General features: G+C 64.1%; 15 protein-coding genes and 1 pseudogene. 8 read left to right on the forward strand and 8 right to left on the reverse strand.

What is annotated here, in order from left to right; all coding sequences use genetic code 11:
• Positions 1 to 157: 157 nt before the first annotated feature.
• Positions 158 to 970, forward strand: a complete 813-nt coding sequence (locus ACTYOL_RS07920) for a UDP-2,3-diacylglucosamine diphosphatase (RefSeq protein WP_125930451.1) — start codon at positions 158 to 160, stop codon at positions 968 to 970.
• Between the two features lie 21 nt (positions 971 to 991).
• Here the strand turns inward: ACTYOL_RS07920 and ACTYOL_RS07925 are convergent, their stop codons facing one another.
• Entirely contained in the window at positions 992 to 1303 is a 312-nt protein-coding gene (locus ACTYOL_RS07925) for an Mpo1-like protein (protein WP_444757756.1), read from the reverse strand.
• A 154-nt stretch (positions 1304 to 1457) separates the two neighbouring features.
• On the opposite strand from ACTYOL_RS07925, the gene ACTYOL_RS07930 reads away from it, so the two are divergent.
• Positions 1458 to 2513: an AraC family transcriptional regulator gene (locus ACTYOL_RS07930; protein ID WP_054893258.1), complete on the forward strand. Its 1056-nt coding sequence runs from the start codon at positions 1458 to 1460 to the stop codon at positions 2511 to 2513.
• On the opposite strand, the gene ACTYOL_RS07935 is transcribed toward ACTYOL_RS07930, so the two are convergent.
• On the reverse strand, positions 2470 to 3924 hold the full coding sequence (locus tag ACTYOL_RS07935; RefSeq protein WP_063543794.1) for a TrkH family potassium uptake protein: 1455 nt from the start codon (positions 3922 to 3924) through the stop codon (positions 2470 to 2472). The two genes, ACTYOL_RS07930 and ACTYOL_RS07935, sit on opposite strands and share 44 nt — an antisense overlap.
• 178 nt (positions 3925 to 4102) lie before the next feature.
• Here ACTYOL_RS07935 and ACTYOL_RS07940 point away from each other — a divergent pair, with 178 nt between their 5' ends.
• Positions 4103 to 4660, forward strand: coding sequence for an NAD(P)H nitroreductase (locus ACTYOL_RS07940; protein ID WP_054893256.1), 558 nt, complete (start codon positions 4103 to 4105; stop codon positions 4658 to 4660).
• A 60-nt stretch (positions 4661 to 4720) separates the two neighbouring features.
• Here the strand turns inward: ACTYOL_RS07940 and ACTYOL_RS07945 are convergent, their stop codons facing one another.
• Both ACTYOL_RS07945 and ACTYOL_RS07950 read right to left on the reverse strand, forming a co-directional pair.
• Positions 4721 to 6052, reverse strand: coding sequence for a sensor histidine kinase (locus ACTYOL_RS07945; protein ID WP_063543796.1), 1332 nt, complete (start codon positions 6050 to 6052; stop codon positions 4721 to 4723).
• 69 nt (positions 6053 to 6121) lie between these two features.
• Entirely contained in the window at positions 6122 to 6538 is a 417-nt protein-coding gene (locus tag ACTYOL_RS07950) for a Spy/CpxP family protein refolding chaperone (protein WP_054893255.1), read from the reverse strand.
• Positions 6539 to 6683: 145 nt separating this feature from the next.
• Here ACTYOL_RS07950 and ACTYOL_RS07955 point away from each other — a divergent pair, with 145 nt between their 5' ends.
• The gene (locus tag ACTYOL_RS07955; RefSeq protein ID WP_325167293.1) at positions 6684 to 7895 is read left to right on the forward strand and encodes a winged helix-turn-helix domain-containing protein; all 1212 of its coding nucleotides are present in this window, start codon (positions 6684 to 6686) and stop codon (positions 7893 to 7895) included.
• On the opposite strand, the gene ACTYOL_RS07960 is transcribed toward ACTYOL_RS07955, so the two are convergent.
• Positions 7876 to 9222, reverse strand: coding sequence for a class II 3-deoxy-7-phosphoheptulonate synthase (locus ACTYOL_RS07960; RefSeq protein WP_054893253.1), 1347 nt, complete (start codon positions 9220 to 9222; stop codon positions 7876 to 7878). The two genes, ACTYOL_RS07955 and ACTYOL_RS07960, sit on opposite strands and share 20 nt — an antisense overlap.
• A gap of 117 nt (positions 9223 to 9339) precedes the next feature.
• On the opposite strand from ACTYOL_RS07960, the gene ACTYOL_RS07965 reads away from it, so the two are divergent.
• Positions 9340 to 10095 carry a spermidine synthase gene (locus ACTYOL_RS07965; protein WP_153773490.1) on the forward strand — a complete coding sequence of 252 codons (756 nt, stop codon included), beginning with the start codon at positions 9340 to 9342 and terminating at the stop codon, positions 10093 to 10095.
• A gap of 399 nt (positions 10096 to 10494) precedes the next feature.
• Positions 10495 to 12208, forward strand: a pseudogene (locus ACTYOL_RS07970) (DEAD/DEAH box helicase).
• A gap of 68 nt (positions 12209 to 12276) precedes the next feature.
• Here the strand turns inward: ACTYOL_RS07970 and ACTYOL_RS07975 are convergent.
• Positions 12277 to 13044 carry a DODA-type extradiol aromatic ring-opening family dioxygenase gene (locus ACTYOL_RS07975; RefSeq protein ID WP_153773491.1) on the reverse strand — a complete coding sequence of 256 codons (768 nt, stop codon included), beginning with the start codon at positions 13042 to 13044 and terminating at the stop codon, positions 12277 to 12279.
• Between the two features lie 102 nt (positions 13045 to 13146).
• On the opposite strand from ACTYOL_RS07975, the gene ACTYOL_RS07980 reads away from it, so the two are divergent.
• Positions 13147 to 13791 carry a thiopurine S-methyltransferase gene (locus ACTYOL_RS07980; RefSeq protein ID WP_153773492.1) on the forward strand — a complete coding sequence of 215 codons (645 nt, stop codon included), beginning with the start codon at positions 13147 to 13149 and terminating at the stop codon, positions 13789 to 13791.
• A 71-nt stretch (positions 13792 to 13862) separates the two neighbouring features.
• On the opposite strand, the gene htpX is transcribed toward ACTYOL_RS07980, so the two are convergent.
• Both htpX and ACTYOL_RS07990 read right to left on the reverse strand, forming a co-directional pair.
• Positions 13863 to 14750, reverse strand: a complete 888-nt coding sequence (gene htpX / locus ACTYOL_RS07985) for a protease HtpX (protein ID WP_054893043.1) — start codon at positions 14748 to 14750, stop codon at positions 13863 to 13865.
• Between the two features lie 227 nt (positions 14751 to 14977).
• Entirely contained in the window at positions 14978 to 16189 is a 1212-nt protein-coding gene (locus ACTYOL_RS07990; RefSeq protein WP_054893044.1) for a pyridoxal phosphate-dependent aminotransferase, read from the reverse strand.
• A gap of 168 nt (positions 16190 to 16357) precedes the next feature.
• Here ACTYOL_RS07990 and msrB point away from each other — a divergent pair, with 168 nt between their 5' ends.
• Positions 16358 to 16753 (forward strand): peptide-methionine (R)-S-oxide reductase MsrB, encoded by a 396-nt coding sequence (gene msrB / locus ACTYOL_RS07995; RefSeq protein ID WP_197889860.1) that lies wholly within the window; start codon positions 16358 to 16360, stop codon positions 16751 to 16753.
• Positions 16754 to 16758: the final 5 nt, after the last annotated feature.

A 16758-nucleotide genomic window follows, 5' to 3' on the forward strand; every position in this document is an offset into this window, starting at 1 on the left:
CAGGGGAGCAGTGTATCGCAGTGCCGCGCAGGGGGAGCGGTTTTAGCCGCGAAAGGTAAACAATGCGCAATCCGCGCCCGACCACTCGTCACACGACTGCCACCGATCTGTCATGCGCACCTGCCAGTCTCCTGCAAACAGCGCCGGAGGCCGCCCCATGACACATGCCGAACTTGTCCGTCCGTCACGCAAGCAGCGGGTGCGCACCCTGTGGATCTCCGATGTGCACCTGGGCACCCGGGATTGCCAGGCCGAGCACTTGTCGCAGTTTCTCAAGGGCTACCAGGCCGACCGCGTCTACCTGGTCGGCGACATCATCGACGGCTGGAAGCTGCGTAGCGGTATCTATTGGCCGCAAGCCCATACCAATGTGATTCGTCGCCTGTTGACCATGAGCAAGCGCGGTACCGAGGTGATCTACGTCACCGGCAACCACGACGAATTCCTGCGCCGTTATTCGAAGCTGATCCTGGGCAATATCCAACTGGTCGACGAGGCCGAGCACCTTACCGCCGATGGTCGGCGCCTGCTGGTGGTGCACGGTGACCAGTTCGATGTGATCACCCGCTATCACCGCTGGTTGGCATTTCTGGGCGACCGCGCCTATGAATTCACCCTGGTGCTCAATCGTTGGCTCAACCATTGGCGTGCCCGCTATGGGTATGGCTACTGGTCGTTGTCGGCTTACCTCAAGCACAAGGTCAAGGGTGCGGTGAATTTCATCAGCGACTTCGAGGATGCGATTGCCCATGAGTGCACACGCCGGGGGTTCCAGGGCGTGGTGTGTGGGCATATTCACCACGCCGAGATCCGCAAGGTGGGCGAGGTCGAGTACCTCAACTGCGGTGACTGGGTCGAATCGTGCACGGCGTTGATCGAGCACTGGGACGGCCACATCGAGCTGTACCGTCTGGCCGATGCCCAGGCGCGGGAGACCGAGCGCGTCGCGGCATTGCGCGAGCCAGCGTAATGCGGCGCGGCCGCAGGCCTTTCAAAGACTGATCTTGCCTCGCAGGATATCGCGGAACATCGCGAAATCACCCATCAGGCTATACAGCGGATACGTGAAGGTGGCCGGTCGGTTCTTCTCGAAAAAGAAGTGCCCGACCCAGGCGAAGCCGTACCCGGCGAACGGTATGGCCAGCAATAGCAGCCAGTTGCCGCTGCCAATGGTGTAGGCCAGCAGGGCGATGACCAGGCTGGTGCCGACGAAGTGCAGGCGTCGGCAGGTAGGGTTGGCGTGTTCGCCGAGGTAGTAGGGGTAGAATTCGGCAAAACTGCGAAACTGCGCTGTGCTGTTCATGGGCTGTGTTCCCGCAGGTGCGTTTTTGTTCAGGATACACGGCGTGGAGCCTGTTTCGAGTCTAGAGTCACTGGGAGTGGCTACCAGTGACAATTGGCGCCAATTGAATATCCTTTCGATTCACCGCTGGAGCGGTCAGCACAAGAAGCCTGTCATGAGTGAAAGAACCACGTCAGCCAGCTGGGCATCAGGGATCGTCAAGGCGCTCGAGCTGGAAGGGCTCGACTGTCGTGCCATGTTCAAGCAACTCGGGTTGGACTTCGCCGCCCTCGATGATCCGGATGCGCGCTTCCCTCAGGACGCCATGACCCGCCTCTGGCAGTTGGCGGTGGAGCTGTCGGGAAACGAGGCCATCGGCCTGAACATGGCGCGAGTGGTGCGGCCGGCGTCCTTCCACGTGGTCGGCTATGCGCTGATGTCCAGCCGTACGTTGGCCGAAGGTTTCGAGCGACTGGTGCGTTATCAGCGGATCATCGCCGAAAGCTCCGACCTGAGTTTTCGTCTCGGGCCTGAGGGCTATTCGCTGATTCTTACCGTTCACGGTGATCACCTGCCGCCGACCCGGCACAGCTCGGAAGCCTCGTTGGCCTGCGCGCTGTCGCTGTGCAGCTGGCTCAGTGGTCGTCCGGTACAGCCGCGCCGGGTGCTGATCCAGGGGCCGCAACCCAGGAATGTCGAGCCTTATCGGGTCGCGTTCCGCGCGCCACTGGTGTTTGGGGCTCCCCACGATGCGCTGGTGCTCGAGCGAGCCGACATGGAAGCGCCGTTGCCCACCGCCAACGAAGCGATGGCAATTCTCCATGACCGTTTTGCGGGCGAATACCTGGCGCGCTTCTCGGAAAGTCGAGTCACCCATCGGGTGCGCCAGACCCTGTGCCGTATCCTGCCCCAGGGCGAACCCAAGCGCGAAACCGTGGCCCAGGCCTTGCACCTGTCTCAGCGCACGCTGCAGCGGCGCTTGCAGGAGGAAGGCACCAGTTTCCAGACCCTGCTGGACGACACCCGGCGCGAGCTCGCCGAGCAATACCTGGCGCAGCCAGGCATGACCTTGCTGGAAACCGCTTATCTGCTGGGTTTTGCCGATCCGAGCAATTTCTACCGGGCCTTCCGCCGCTGGTTCGACGTCACTCCCAGCGAGTACCGCGCGCGCCTGGAGGCGTCAGTGGTCAGTGACGCCAGAACGCAGGCATGCACAACACCAGCACCGTGATGATCTCCAGGCGGCCGAGCAGCATGCCGCCAGCGAGAATCCACTTGGCGGCATCCGGCAGGCTGGCGAAGTTGCCGGCCGGGCCGATCACCTCGCCCAGGCCTGGCCCCACGCCGGAAACGGTACTGGCCGCGCCGGTCAGGGCGGTCATCCAGTCCACGCCCAGCAGCGACAGCAACAGGGCGATGACGCAGATGGTCACGGCGAAGAAGAACGAGAAGGTCAGAATCGAGCGCACGATTTCTTCGTCGAGGCGGTGACCATTGTATTTCTGCTTGATCACTGCGCGCGGGTGGATCAGCTGGTTGAGGCTGGCCTTGAGCAGGATGTAAGCGACCTGGAAGCGGAAAATCTTGATGCCACCGGCGGTCGAGCCGGAGCAGCCGCCGATGAAGCCCAGGTAGAAGAACAGCATCAGCGAGAAGTTGCCCCACAGGCTGTAGTCGCCCAGGGCGAAGCCGGTGGTGGTGACCACCGAGGTAACGTTCAGTGCCACGTGGCGGAAGGCGTCGAGCCAGTGCAGGTCGGTGGTGGCCCAATACCAGGTGCCGAGCACGACCCAGGTGGCGACCAGCAACCCGAGCAGCCCCTGTACCTGCTGGTCGCGGATCAGCGCCCGGCGATTGCCGCGCAGGGTGGCTACGTAAAGGGTGAAGGGCACGCTGCCAAGGATCATCACCACCACCGCGACCCAGTGCACCGCAGGAATGTCCCACTTGGCCAGCGACAGGTCGGAGGTGGAGAAACCGCCGGTGGAAATCGCCGACATGGCGTGGTTGATCGCGTCGAAGGGGCTCATCCCCGCCCACCAGAACGCCAGGCTGCCGAGTACGGTGATGCCGACGTACACCGCGACGATGAACTTGGCGACCATATGCGAGCGCGGCATGACCTTTTCCGAACGGTCCGAGGACTCGGTCTGGAACAGGCGCATGCCACCGATGCGCAGCAACGGCAGGATCGCCACCGCCATGCCGATGAAGCCGATACCGCCGAGCCAGTGCAGCATCGAGCGCCACATGAGGATGCCCGGCGACATGTTGTCCAGGCCGCTGAGCACCGTCGAGCCGGTGGCGGTGATGCCGGACATGCTTTCGAAGAAGGCGTCGGTGTAGCTGATGTGCTGGGTCAGCAGGAAGGGCAGGGCGGCGAACACGCAGACCACCAGCCAGCTGCTGACGGTGAGCAGGTACATGTCACGGGGGCGCAGGTGCACGTGTTCCGGGCGGCCCGGCAGGACCATCGCCAGACCTGCGATGAAGGTGATCAGGCTCGACCAGAGGAACGACGGCAGGTCGCCGGTGCGCTCGAAGATCAGCAGGGTCGCCATGGGCACGACCATGCTCACCGCCAGGGTGATCAGGAAGATGCCGATGATGAAACCAATGATCCTTAAGGTCGGCAACGCCATGTGATCTGCTCTGACTCGAAACGGAAAGGGCGCCATTCTACCTGTGGGTCGCGGGATGTAAACGTGTGCCCGGCGGTGGGGGTGCGGACTTTTGATCGCGATCGCCGGCAAGTCGACTCCACATGTACGCGAGGTCCTTTAGAATGGCGGCACATTTCTTCTGCCAGGAGGGTAGCCGATGGAGGCTCTCGACGCATTGCTCAACCGTGTTTCCGTGCCACGCCTGACCGAACCTGCGCCCAATGCCGCCCAACGCGAGGGATTGTTCCAGGCGGCGCTGCGTGCGCCGGACCACGGCCAGCTGCGGCCGTGGCGTTTTCTGACCATCGAAGGGCAGGGGCGCGAGAAGCTCGGCGAGCTGTTCGCCGAAGCCGTGCAGGCCAAAGGCGATGCCAGCCAGGCGGCACTGGACAAGGCCCGGGCCATGCCGCTGCGCGCGCCCTTGCTGATCGTGGTCATTGCCCGTCTGCAGGATCACTTCAAGGTGCCGAAGTCGGAGCAGCGCCTGGCTGCAGGCTGCGCTGCCCACGGCATTCTGATTGCGGCACATGCCCAGGGGATCGGCGCGGTGTGGCGCACCGGCGACATGGCGTTCGATGCCCATGTGAACAAAGGGCTGGGCCTGGCCGAGAACGAAGAACTGATCGGTTACCTGTACCTGGGCACGCCGATCAATGAACCGCGTACCCCGCCAGTGCTGGAGACGGCCGAGTTCGTCAGCGCCTGGGGCGAGTGATCGGAGGGGGTGTTGGGCTGCTGCGCAGCCCAGTCGCGTGGCACATCGGCTCTTGCACGCTCAAGCCGTTGCCTGGGCCACCGGCAGCTCCAGCCGCGCGACAAAGCCCCCCTGCGGATGATTCTCCAGCACCAGCGTCCCGCCATGTCGCTCGGCCGCGCGCCGGGCGATCGCCAGGCCAAGCCCGTGGCCCGGCGCGTCCTGCCCCGGCGCGCGGAAGAACGGCTCACCCAGCTGCGCAAGGTGTTCTGGCGCCACACCGGGGCCGTGGTCGCGCACGCTCAGCAGCAGGTGTTCCTGCTCGCGGCTGGCGCGAATTTCGATGGGCTGCCCTGCCGGGCTGAAGCGCAGCGCATTGCGCACCAGGTTGTCTACCGCCCGCTCCAGCAAGGTCGGCCAGCCCTGCAGGGTCAGCCCTGGCTCGGCCTCCAGGCGTACTTCCTGTTCCGGCACGCTGAGCTGGGCATCCTTGCGCACGCTGCCGAGCAGTGCGTTGAGGTCGACGGGCTCGGCATGCGCCTGCTCGGCATCGACCCTGGCGAGCACCAGAATTTCGCTGATCAGGTCTTCCAGCCGGTCGCACTCGCGGGTCAGGCGCGGCCAGAGGGCCTGGCGCTGTTCGGGCTCGGCGCGTTCAGCCAGGGCCAGGGCGATGCGCAGGCGCGCCAGCGGCGAGCGCAGTTCGTGGGATACGTCACGCAGCAATTGGCGCTGGCTGCCGATCAGGCTTTGCAGGCGGGCGCCCATCTTGTTGAAGTCGTTGGCCAGGACGCCGAACTCGTCGCGGCGTACCGCCAGTCGCGCCAGGCTGTTCTGCTGGTAGCTGGTCTGGCCCAGGTCATGCACCGCACCGCGCAGGCGGCTGAGAGGGCGGGTGATCGAGAGGGTCACCAGCAAGCTGAACAAGGTCAGCACCACCAGGGCGATTCCCAGGGCGCTGAGCGGCCAGATCAGGCTTTCACGGTGCCAGGCCATCAGCTCCGGGTGGGGAATGCGGTAGATCAGCAGGTAGGTTTCGCCCGTGGCAGGGCTGGTGTACTCCTCGGTGAGGCGGCGCCAGGGCAGGCGCCGCTCGTCGTTGTGCTGGCGTCGCTCGAAGTCTTCGGCGCGACGCGGGAAGGTTCCGGGTACCACGGCATCGCCGCTGTCGTCGAGCACCTGGACGTCGATCTTGTAGCGCTGCTTGCGTCGTTCCAGAAAGCGCTGCGATGCCTCCAGGCCTTCCTGTTCATAGTGCTGTACCCAGCGGCTGGCCAGGGTGTTCAGGCCCGGGTGGCGGCTGAGAATCCAGGCGTCCTGGTTGAGCATGTGGCCAAGCAGGATCGACAGGCCCGCAACCAGGGCGATGGCCAGCCAGAAACTGGCCAGGATGCGCCAGAACAATGAACGCAAGACGAGTACCTCCCACACACGAGAAAGGCCCGGCCCGCATTACCGCGAGCCGGGCACCGGTCGGACAGCTTACTGGGCCTTGGCGGCTTTTTCAGCTTTCCATGCCTGGAACTGCTGCCATTCAGCCTTGTCTGCCGCGCGTTTGCTCTGCAGTTCGTCGAACTGCTTCTGTTGCTCTGGCTTGAGCAGGGCGCGGATCTGGCTCTGGGTCTTGTCGTGGCCGGCCTTGATCTCGTCCTGCATGGCTTTCTGGTCCGCTGCCGGCAGCTTGGCCAGGTAGCGTTCGGTGACGTCGCGGCGCTGCTTCATCTGCTCGCCCATCAACTTGCCGATCTGCTGGCGCTGGTCACGGGTCAGGTCGAGCTGCGCGAAAGGCGCATCACCGCGGTGATGCGGGCCGTCACCGCGTGGGCCGCCGTCTGGCATGGCCATGGCTACGGTCGGCAGGGCTGCGGCGAACATCAGGGCGATAAGGGTCTTGCGCATGGTGTTTCTCCTTTCTGAGGCCGGTGGTTACCGGATGAGCCCAGTCTAGGGAGATCAAGGTCAAGGGCGGTCAGGGCAGGGTAAAGGCTGGGTAAAGACGGTCATGGCGCTACACTGTGAGCCGACTTGCCGTGGAGCCCTTGCCGTGACCCTCAGCCTTTCCCTCAAGCAGGCCCGACGCCTGGCCCTGTCCGCGCAGGGCTTCGGTAAGCCCCAGCCCGCGACGCCGGCTGCGCTCAAGCGCATGCTGCAGCGTCTGGGCGTGGTGCAGATCGATTCGGTCAATGCGCTGGTGCGCTCGCACTACCTGCCGCTGTTCTCACGCCTGGGCGACTACCCGACCGAATTGCTCGACCAGTTGGCCTGGGGCCGTGGGCGTCGGCGCCAGTTGTTCGAGTATTGGGGGCATGAGGCGTCCTTGCTGCCGCTGTCGCTCTATCCGCTGATGCGTTGGCGCATGGCGCGGGCGCAACAGGGCGAGGGTATCTACCGGCAGTTGGCGCAGTTCGGCCGCGAGCGTCAGGATGTCATTGCCCGCGTGCTGGCTGCGGTGCGCGACCAGGGCGCCTTGGGCGCCGGGAGCCTGTCGACCCGGCAAGAGCGCGCCGGCCCATGGTGGGACTGGAGCGAGGAGAAGCATGCCCTGGAGTGGCTGTTCGCGGCCGGGCGGGTCACCGTCGCCGGGCGCCGCGGGTTCGAGCGCCTGTACGACCTGCCGGAGCGCGTGCTGCCAGCGGCGATCCTCGATCAGCCCGAGCTATCCGACAGCGAAGCCCAGCAGGGACTGTTGCTGCAAGCCGCCACGGCCTTGGGCGTGGCGACCGAGCAGGACCTGCGCGACTATTTCAGGCTCACGCCTGCGCAGGCGCGGGCCGCCCTGGCGCAGCTGCTCGCCGAGGGTCGTCTGCAACACTGCACGGTGCAGGGCTGGAAGCAGCCGGCGTACTGTGCTGGCACGCCGCGCATTCCCCGGCGTGTGGAGGCCAGTGCCTTGCTTTCGCCGTTCGATTCGTTGGTCTGGGAGCGCGCCCGTACCGAGCGGCTGTTCGACTTTCGCTACCGTTTGGAGATCTACACCCCGGCGCACAAGCGGGTTTATGGCTACTACGTGTTGCCGTTCCTGCACGACGGCCGTATCGCCGCGCGCCTGGACCTGCGTGCGGAGCGAGCACGCAGTGAGCTGGCGGTGCATGCCGTGCATGAGGAGGTTCAGGGGCTGGATGAAGAGGGCTTCCAGGCCCTGGCCCGCAGCCTGGAACGGCTGGCGGGGTGGCTGGGCCTGGAGCGGGTGCGCCTGGATTGCGCGCGCGAGTCGGCAGGGCCGTTGCGTCAGGCCCTCAGCGACGCACCTGCTTGAGGGTTTCGGCGATCAGGAAGGCCAGTTCCAGTGATTGATCGGCGTTCATCCGGGGGTCGCAATGGGTGTGGTAGCGGTCCGACAGGCCATCTTCGGTGATCGGTCGGGCGCCGCCGATGCATTCGGTGACATTCTGCCCGGTCATCTCGATGTGGATACCCCCGGCGTGGCTACCTTCGGCCTGGTGCACCTGGAAGAACTGCCGCACTTCGTCGAGGATCTGCGCGAAATCGCGGGTCTTGTAGCCACTGCTGGCCTTGATGGTGTTGCCGTGCATCGGGTCGGAGCTCCACAGCACCTGGCGCCCCTCGCGCTCGACGGCGCGGATCAGCCCGGGCAGGTGATCGCCGACCTTGTTCGCCCCCATGCGCACGATCAGGTTAAGGCGGCCGGGGTCGTTGTCCGGGTTGAGCACGTCGATCAGGCGGATCAGATCCTCGGTGTTCATGCTTGGGCCGACCTTGACCCCGATCGGGTTGTGCACGCCCCGCAGGAACTCCACGTGGGCACCGTCGAGCTGGCGGGTGCGGTCGCCGATCCACAGCATGTGCGCCGAGCAGTCGTAGTAGTCCCCCGTCAGGCTGTCGCGGCGTACGAAGGCTTCCTCGTAGTTGAGCAGCAGCGCCTCGTGGGCGGTGAAGAAGCTGGTCTCGCGCAGTTGTGGCGCGCTGTCCAGGCCGCAGGCGCGCATGAAGGCCAGGGTCTCGTCGATGCGATCAGCAAGCTGATGGTATTTGTCGGCCAGCGCCGAGTTGGCGATGAAATCCAGGTTCCACTTGTGCACCTGGTGCAGGTCGGCGAAGCCGCCCTGGGCGAAGGCGCGCAGCAGGTTGAGGCTGGCGGTGGCCTGGTGGTAGGCCTGCAGCAGGCGCTCTGGGTCGGGGACGCGGCTGGCGGCGTCGAAGCCGATACCATTGACGATGTCGCCGCGGTAGGCGGGCAGGGTGACCTGGCCGATGGTTTCGTCGTTGGCCGAGCGCGGTTTGGCGAACTGCCCGGCCATGCGCCCGACCTTCACCACCGGGCAGCCCGCGGCGAAGGTCATGACGATGGCCATCTGCAGCAGCACCTTGAAGGTGTCGCGGATCTTCGCGGCGGAGAACTCGGCGAAACTCTCGGCGCAGTCGCCACCTTGCAGCAGGAAGGCGCGGCCCTGGGTGACCTCGGCGAACTGGCGGCGCAACTCGCGGGCTTCGCCGGCGAACACCAGCGGCGGGTAGCTGGCCAGGGTCTGCTCGACCTTGAGCAGGTGAGCGGCGTCGGGGTAGGTCGGTTGTTGCTGGATCGGCAGGGCGCGCCAGCTGTCGGGGGTCCAGGGTCGGTTCATCACGGGCTCGATGTGGTCGGTTCAGGCGTACCTGCCATGGTAACAGTTGGCAGCGCGCTTGTTGCACCGCAGGCATTGGCGGACAATGCCGGTTTTTGTGTGTGCAGGTGGCAGGCGATGGCGACGGAGCGGGAAGAACGGCTGCTGGCCCGGGTGGAAGATGCCTACGGGGTCATCAGTGTGTACGAGGTCGAGGATTATCGCTTCCTCGAATTCGGTGACGCCATCGAGCAGAGCTGTACCTTCACCGCCGACCCCAGTTGGCTGGAGTACGACTACACGCGCGCGATGCTGGTCGGTGCACTCTGCCATCCGCAGCCGGAGAGCGCACTGTTCCTGGGGCTGGGGGCCGGTACCCTGACCCAGGCCTGCCTGAAGTTCCTGCCGCTGGAGGATGTCGAGGCCATCGAGCTGCGCCCGGACGTGCCGCGTCTGGCCATGGAATACATGGGGCTCGATGATGATCCGCGCTTGTACGTGCGCGTTGGCGATGCCCTGGAGCTGCTGCCCACGGCTGAGAAGGCCGACCTGATCTTCGTCGATCTCTATACCGATCATGGCCCGGGCGTAGGCCATCTGGCCTGGGGCTTTCTGGAACAGTGCCAGCAGCAGCTCAATCCGGGAGGCTGGCTGGTGATCAACCAGTGGGCCGGCGACGATGGTCGGCCTTTGGGTGCGGCATTGTTGCGTGGGTTGTATCACCGGCATTACTGGGAGCTGCCGGTGAAGGAGGGCAACGTGATCCTGCTGGTGCCGGCGGATCTGGAGCAGGCACTGGATCTGGAGGGTTTGCGGGCGCGGGCCGAGGCGTTGGCAGCGCGGCTGGGCTATTCGCTGGACTACCTGATTCGCGAAGTTCGGCCGGCGAGCTGAGCGTAAAGCTGCGGCGTACCCTTCGCGGGTAAACCCGCTCCCACAGGGGCAGCGCTGCCCTTGAGCGTGGCGCCGACCCTGTGGGAGCGGGTTTACCCGCGAAGCAGTCGCCGCCGCTCGTGAAAAAACGTTTCAGTTTTCGATTAAATGATGGCCTTATAATGGCCACTGCCTGTGAAAAAGTTCTCACAGATCAACGCGAATTCGTATATAGTACGCGCCGGTCTTTTAGCGGACCTCAAAATCAGGTGGTGCAAACCCTCCGAGTCCAGCTTCGGCTGCACGTCCGCTAGGCGGACCTTTCCCACGTAATTCTTTTTCAATCGTTTTCGCAAATCCCCGCCGCCAAAGCTGCCTGGGTGACCTCCGGGTCTTTCAAGGCATGTGCAGCTTTGGAGCATGGGTCTTTGCGGATGCACATAGAGGCAGACCCATGACCCAGGAAACCGGCGGATTCGCCGCTCTCGATCTTCATCCGAACATCGTTGCCGCCGTTCTGGCCACCGGCTATGAAGAGCCGTCGGCCATCCAGCAACAGTCGATCCCGATCATCCTCGCCGGTCATGACATGATCGGCCAGGCGCAGACTGGCACCGGCAAGACCGCTGCCTTCGCCCTGCCGATCCTCAACAAGATCGACGTGAGCAAGCGCGAACCGCAAGCCCTGATCCTGGCGCCAACCCGTGAGTTGGCGCTGCAAGTAGCCACCGCTTTCGAAACCTACGCCAAGCAGATGCCGGGCGTTAACGTGGTGGCTGTGTACGGTGGTGCCCCGATGGGCCCACAACTGCGTGCCATCCGTAACGGTGCGCAGATCGTCGTCGCCACGCCTGGCCGTCTGTGCGACCACCTGCGTCGTGACGAGAAGGTGCTGTCCACCGTTCAGTACCTGGTACTCGACGAAGCCGACGAAATGCTCAAGCTGGGCTTCATGGACGACCTCGAAGTGATCTTCGACGCCATCCCTGCCACCCGCCAGACCGTGCTGTTCTCCGCGACCCTGCCGTCGTCGATCCGTTCGATCGCCGAGCGTCACCTGCGCGAGCCCAAGCACGTCAAGATCCAGAGCAAGACCCAGACCGTCACCGCGATCGAGCAGGCCCACCTGATGGTCCACGCCGACCAGAAGATCCCGGCTGTGCTGCGTCTGCTGGAAGTCGAGGAATTCGACGCGCTGATCGCCTTCGTGCGTACCAAGCAAGCCACCCTGGACCTGGCTGCCGCGCTGGAAGCCAAGGGCTACAAAGCTGCCGCGCTGAACGGCGATATCGCCCAGAACCAGCGTGAGCGCGTCATCGACTCGCTCAAGGACGGTCGCCTGGACATCGTCGTCGCTACCGACGTCGCTGCCCGGGGCCTGGACGTACCGCGCATCACCCATGTGTTCAACGTGGACATGCCATACGATCCGGAATCCTACGTGCACCGTATCGGCCGTACCGGCCGTGCCGGTCGCGATGGTCGCGCACTGCTGCTGGTGACGCCGCGTGAGCGTCGCATGCTGCAGGTGATCGAGCGTGTTACCGGGCAGAAGGTTGCCGAGGCTCGTCTGCCTGGCCCACAGGCCGTGCTGGATGCGCGTATCAAGAAGCTGACCGCAAGCCTCGCACCGCTGGTGGCTGAAGCTGAGGCCACCCATGGTGAGCTGTTCGACCGCCTGACTGCCGACCTGGGCTGCTCGGCTCGCGCGCTGTCTGCCGCGTTGCTGCGCAAGGCCACCAATGGCCAGCCGCTGGACCTGGCTGCCGTCGAGCGCGAGCAACCGCTGGTGCCGACCTACACGCCGCGTGAGCGCACCGGCGAGCGCAGTGATCGTGGTGAGCGCAGCGAACGTGGTGACCGCGAGCGTCGCGCGCCGATGCCGCTGGCCGAAGGCCGCGTGCGTTGCCGTACCGCCCTGGGTGCCCGTGATGGTATCGCCGCCAAGAACCTGTTGGGTGCGATCCTCAATGAAGGCGGCCTGGCCCGTGACGCTATCGGTCGCATCCAGGTGCGCGACAGCTTCAGCCTGGTCGAGCTGCCGGAAGAGGGCCTGGAGCGTCTGCTGTCCAAGCTCAAGGACACCCGCGTGGCCGGTAAGCAACTGAAGCTGCGCCGCTATCGCGAGGACTGAGTCCTGCAGCAATGAAAAATCCCCGGCTTGCCGGGGATTTTTTTGCCTGCCGATTGAGGTGTTTGGAATCAGTCGAACCTGTAGATATCCATTCCCAGTGCTCCCATCGTGAAGCCCTGGTGCACGATCCCGAACCTGTCGCCTGCGCCCATGGCAAAGAACAAGGGCAGCAGGTGCTCATCGCTCGGGTGGTTGCGCACCGCGTAAGGTGCCTGCTGCCGATAGTCTTCCAGCGCGGCCCTATCCTCTGCCTTCAATTGCTCGACCACCCAGTCGCGGAACGCGCGTGCCCAGGGCTCGATGGCGTCTGGCCCGGCATGCCAGTCCAGTTCGCCCAGGTTGTGGGTAATGCTGCCGGAGCCGACCAGCAGTATGCCCTGGGCGCGCAAGCCGGCCAGGGCCTTGCCGACCTGCAACTGCAGGGCCGGGCCCTGGCGGCTGGGCAGCGAAACCTGGATTACCGGGATGCCAGCATCCGGGTACATGAGCGACAGCGGCACCCAGGTGCCGTGGTCGAAGGGGCGTTGTACATCGAGCTGAGCGGGCAGTCCGGCGTCACCGAGCAAGCCTGCCACCTGGCGCGCCAGCTCGGGGGCGCCAGGGGCCGGATACTGCACGGCGTACAGCGCAGCAGGGAAGCCGCCAAAGTCGTGCCAGGTCTGGGGCTGGGCGCCACTCATCACCGACAGTCCCTGGCTCTCCCAGTGCGCGGAAACCACCACGATCGCCTTCGGCCGCGGCAGGCCTGCCGCCAGGCGGGCCAGTGCCGGTCCACTGGCGCCGGGTTGCAGGGCGAGCATGGGCGAACCATGGGAAATGAACAGGCTAGGCAGCATGGCGGGGTCCTGAGCGGTTAAGATGCCGCCATCTTCGATCAGTTACCGATCGACATCCAATATAAGTTTTGCAAGTTATCTATCGAAAAAATCGGAGGAGTCATGGAGCCAGCGTTCTGGCACAAGCGGTGGGCGGACAACCAGATCGGCTTTCACCAGTCGCAGGTGAACCCGTACCTGCAGGCACACTGGCGCATGCTGGCCCCCGGCAGCCAGGTGCTGGTGCCCTTGTGCGGCAAGAGCCTGGACGTCGCCTGGTTGGCGGGGCAGGGGTATCGCGTGCTAGGGGTGGAAGTGTCGCAACGTGCGGTGGCGGATTTCTTCCGGGAGCACAGCCTTGAGGCCGAGGTGTCCCGCCATGGCGCCTTCGAGATTTGGCGCAGCGGCCTGGTGGAGCTGTGGTGTGGTGACTTCTTCGCCTTGCAGGCGGAAGATCTGGCGCAGTGCGCGGGGCTCTATGACCGCGCTGCGGTGATTGCATTACCGCAGGCGCTGCGTACCCGTTACTTTGAGTTGCTTTCTGCCTGCCTGCCGGCTGCTTGCCAGGGGCTGATGGTCACCTTGGACTACGATCAGTCGCGTCTGGATGGGCCGCCTTTCTCGGTGCCGGATGACGAAGTCCGGCGCGGACTTGCTGGATGGCAAGTGGCCGAGCTGGAGGCCCCGGACATTATCGAGGACAGCCCCAAATTCCAGAAGGCGGGAGTCGGCAGTCTGGTGGAGCGGGTCTATCGGTTGCAGCGTTGATTGGCCTTCTGGCCAGAATACGAGCAAAGAAAAGGGCGACCTGAGTCGCCCTTTTCAATTATCGCGTTGAATCAACCGCGACGACGCAGTGCATCGATACGGTCTTCCAGTGGCGGGTGGCTCATCAGCAGGCCGGCGAGGCCCTGCTTGAGGCCGCCGTTGATGCCGAAGGCCTTCAACGTATCTGGCATGTGCACCGGCATACCTTGTTCCGAGCGCAGGCGCTGCAGGGCAGCGATCATCGCGCCAGTGCCCGCCAGGCGAGCCCCGGCTTCGTCGGCGCGGTACTCGCGGCGACGCGAGAACCACATGACGATGATGCTGGCCAAAATGCCCAGGATCAGCTCGGCGACGATGGTCGCGACGTAATAGGCGATGCCCTGGCCTTCTTCGTTCTTGAAGATCACCTTGTCGACGAAGTTGCCGATGATACGTGCGAAGAACATCACGAAGGTGTTCACCACGCCCTGGACCAGTGCCAGGGTGACCATGTCGCCGTTGGCGACGTGGCCGATCTCATGGGCCAGTACCGCACGTACTTCGTCCCGCGAGAAGCGCTCGAGCAGGCCCTGCGAAACGGCGACCAGTGCGTCGTTGCGGTTCCAGCCTGTGGCGAAGGCGTTCGCCTCGTAGGCGGGGAACACGCCCACTTCCGGCATCTTGATGCCCGCCTCGCGGGACAGCTCCTCGACCGTCTGCAGCAGCCACTGTTCGTGGTGGGTGCGCGGCTGGGTGATGATCTGGGTACCGGTGGTCATCTTCGCCATCCACTTGGAGATGAACAGCGAAACCAGCGAGCCAGCAAACCCGAACACGGCGCAGAAGACCAGCAGGCGGCTCAGGTCCAGGTCGACGCCGTTGGCGGCCATGAACCCGTTGAAACCGAACAGGCTGAGGGTAATGCTTGCAACCAGCACCACCGCAAGGTTGGTGGCTACAAACAACAGAATGCGCATCATGGTTGTTACGTTCTCCTGACGGATGAAAATGTCGCTCTACTGCGGGGTATATAAGGTGGCGGCCAAGGCGATTCAACTGGCCGACTATTTCAAACTGTGTACCGCGAAGTATGACAGAGCCGCGGCGAGTCGCCGGGAGATAGACCGTTGCAGGATGTAAGAATTCATCCGTGGGGCGGAGGACGTCGTGCCAACACGGCCGGTTGGCACGACAAGGCCTTGATCGCTTACTGCGAGTAGGTGCGCAGGAAGTTGCCGATGCGGCCGATGGCTTGCTCCAGGTCATCCACTCGCGGCAGGGTGACGACGCGGAAGTGGTCCGGCCACGGCCAGTTAAATGCGGTGCCCTGGACGATCAGCAGTTTCTCCGACAGCAGCAGGTCGAGGACGAACTTCTCGTCGTTGTGGATCGGGCAGACCTTCGGATCGATTTTCGGGAAGGCGTACAAGGCGCCCATTGGCTTGACACAGCTGACGCCGGGGATGGCGTTGAGCAACTCGTAGGTGCGGTTGCGCTGTTCGAGCAGGCGGCCCGGCGGCAATACCAGGTCGTTGATGCTCTGGTAGCCACCCAGGGCGGTCTGGATGGCGTGCTGCGCCGGCACGTTGGCACACAGGCGCATGTTGGCCAGCATGTCGATGCCTTCGATATAGCTCTGCGCGTGGTGCTTGGGCCCGGAGATGATCAGCCAGCCGGAGCGGAAGCCTGCGACACGATAGGACTTCGACAGGCCGTTGAAGGTCAGGCACAGCACGTCCGGGGCGAGCGAGGCGGTGCTGATGTGCACGGCTTCGTCGTAGAGGATCTTGTCGTAGATCTCGTCGGAGAACACCACCAGGTTGTGCTGGCGGGCCAGTTCCAGCATGCCGAGCAGCAGCTCCCTGGAGTACACCGCGCCGGTCGGGTTGTTCGGGTTGATGATCACCAGGGCCTTGGTGTTCGGGGTGATCTTGGCCTTGATATCGTCAAGGTCGGGGAACCAGTCGGCCTGCTCGTCGCACAGGTAGTGCACGGGTTTGCCGCCGGCCAGGCTCACCGCTGCGGTCCACAGTGGGTAGTCGGGGGCCGGGATCAGCACCTCGTCATTGTTGTTGAGCAGCGCCTGCATCGACATCACGATCAGCTCGGACACACCGTTGCCCAGGTAGATGTCCTCGATACCGACGCCTTCGATCTGCTTCTGCTGGCAGTATTGCATCACCGCCTTGCGCGCGCTGAACAGGCCTTTGGAGTCGCTGTAGCCCTGGGCGGTCGGCAGGTTGCGGATCACGTCCTGGAGGATTTCGTCCGGCGCTTCGAAACCAAAGGGCGCCGGGTTGCCGATGTTCAGCTTGAGGATGCGCTGGCCTTCCTCTTCCAGACGCTTGGCGTGCTTGAGCACCGGACCGCGAATGTCGTAGCAGACATTGGCGAGCTTGTTCGATTTGCTGAACTGCATGATGTGATCCCGAATGGATAAGTCGCGGGGCGCGGTCGTCAAAAGGTTTGAAAAGGACGGGGCGCGGGTGCCAGACTGATCGTCTGCACACAAGCCAACTAATATACGTGCCACCCGCGCCAGGGAAAAGACGGCGCAGGGTGAAATTCAGCCTGCCGAGGTCCATCCATGCAAAAGATCGACAAAACACTTGAAGAATGGCGCGAAATGCTCGACCCCGCTCAATACCAGGTATGCCGCCTGAAGGGGACCGAACGACCGTTCACAGGCAAATACAACAGCGAAAAGCGCGCCGGCATCTATAACTGCATCTGCTGTGGCCTGCCGTTGTTCGATTCGCAGACCAAGTTCGATTCCGGTTGCGGCTGGCCGAGCTTCTACGCGCCGATCGAGGACAGTGCGATGATCGAGATCCGCGACACCTCCCACGGCATGATCCGCACCGAAGTCACCTGCGCCCAGTGCGATGCGCACCTGGGCCACGTGTTCCCGGACGGCCCGCCACCCACTGGGCTGCGCTACTGCATCAACTCGGTATGCCTGGATTTCAAACCGCAAGCGTGAAGGGA

The organism is Pseudomonas sp. A014, assembly GCF_052378495.1.
GTDB lineage: Bacteria > Pseudomonadota > Gammaproteobacteria > Pseudomonadales > Pseudomonadaceae > Aquipseudomonas > Aquipseudomonas machongensis.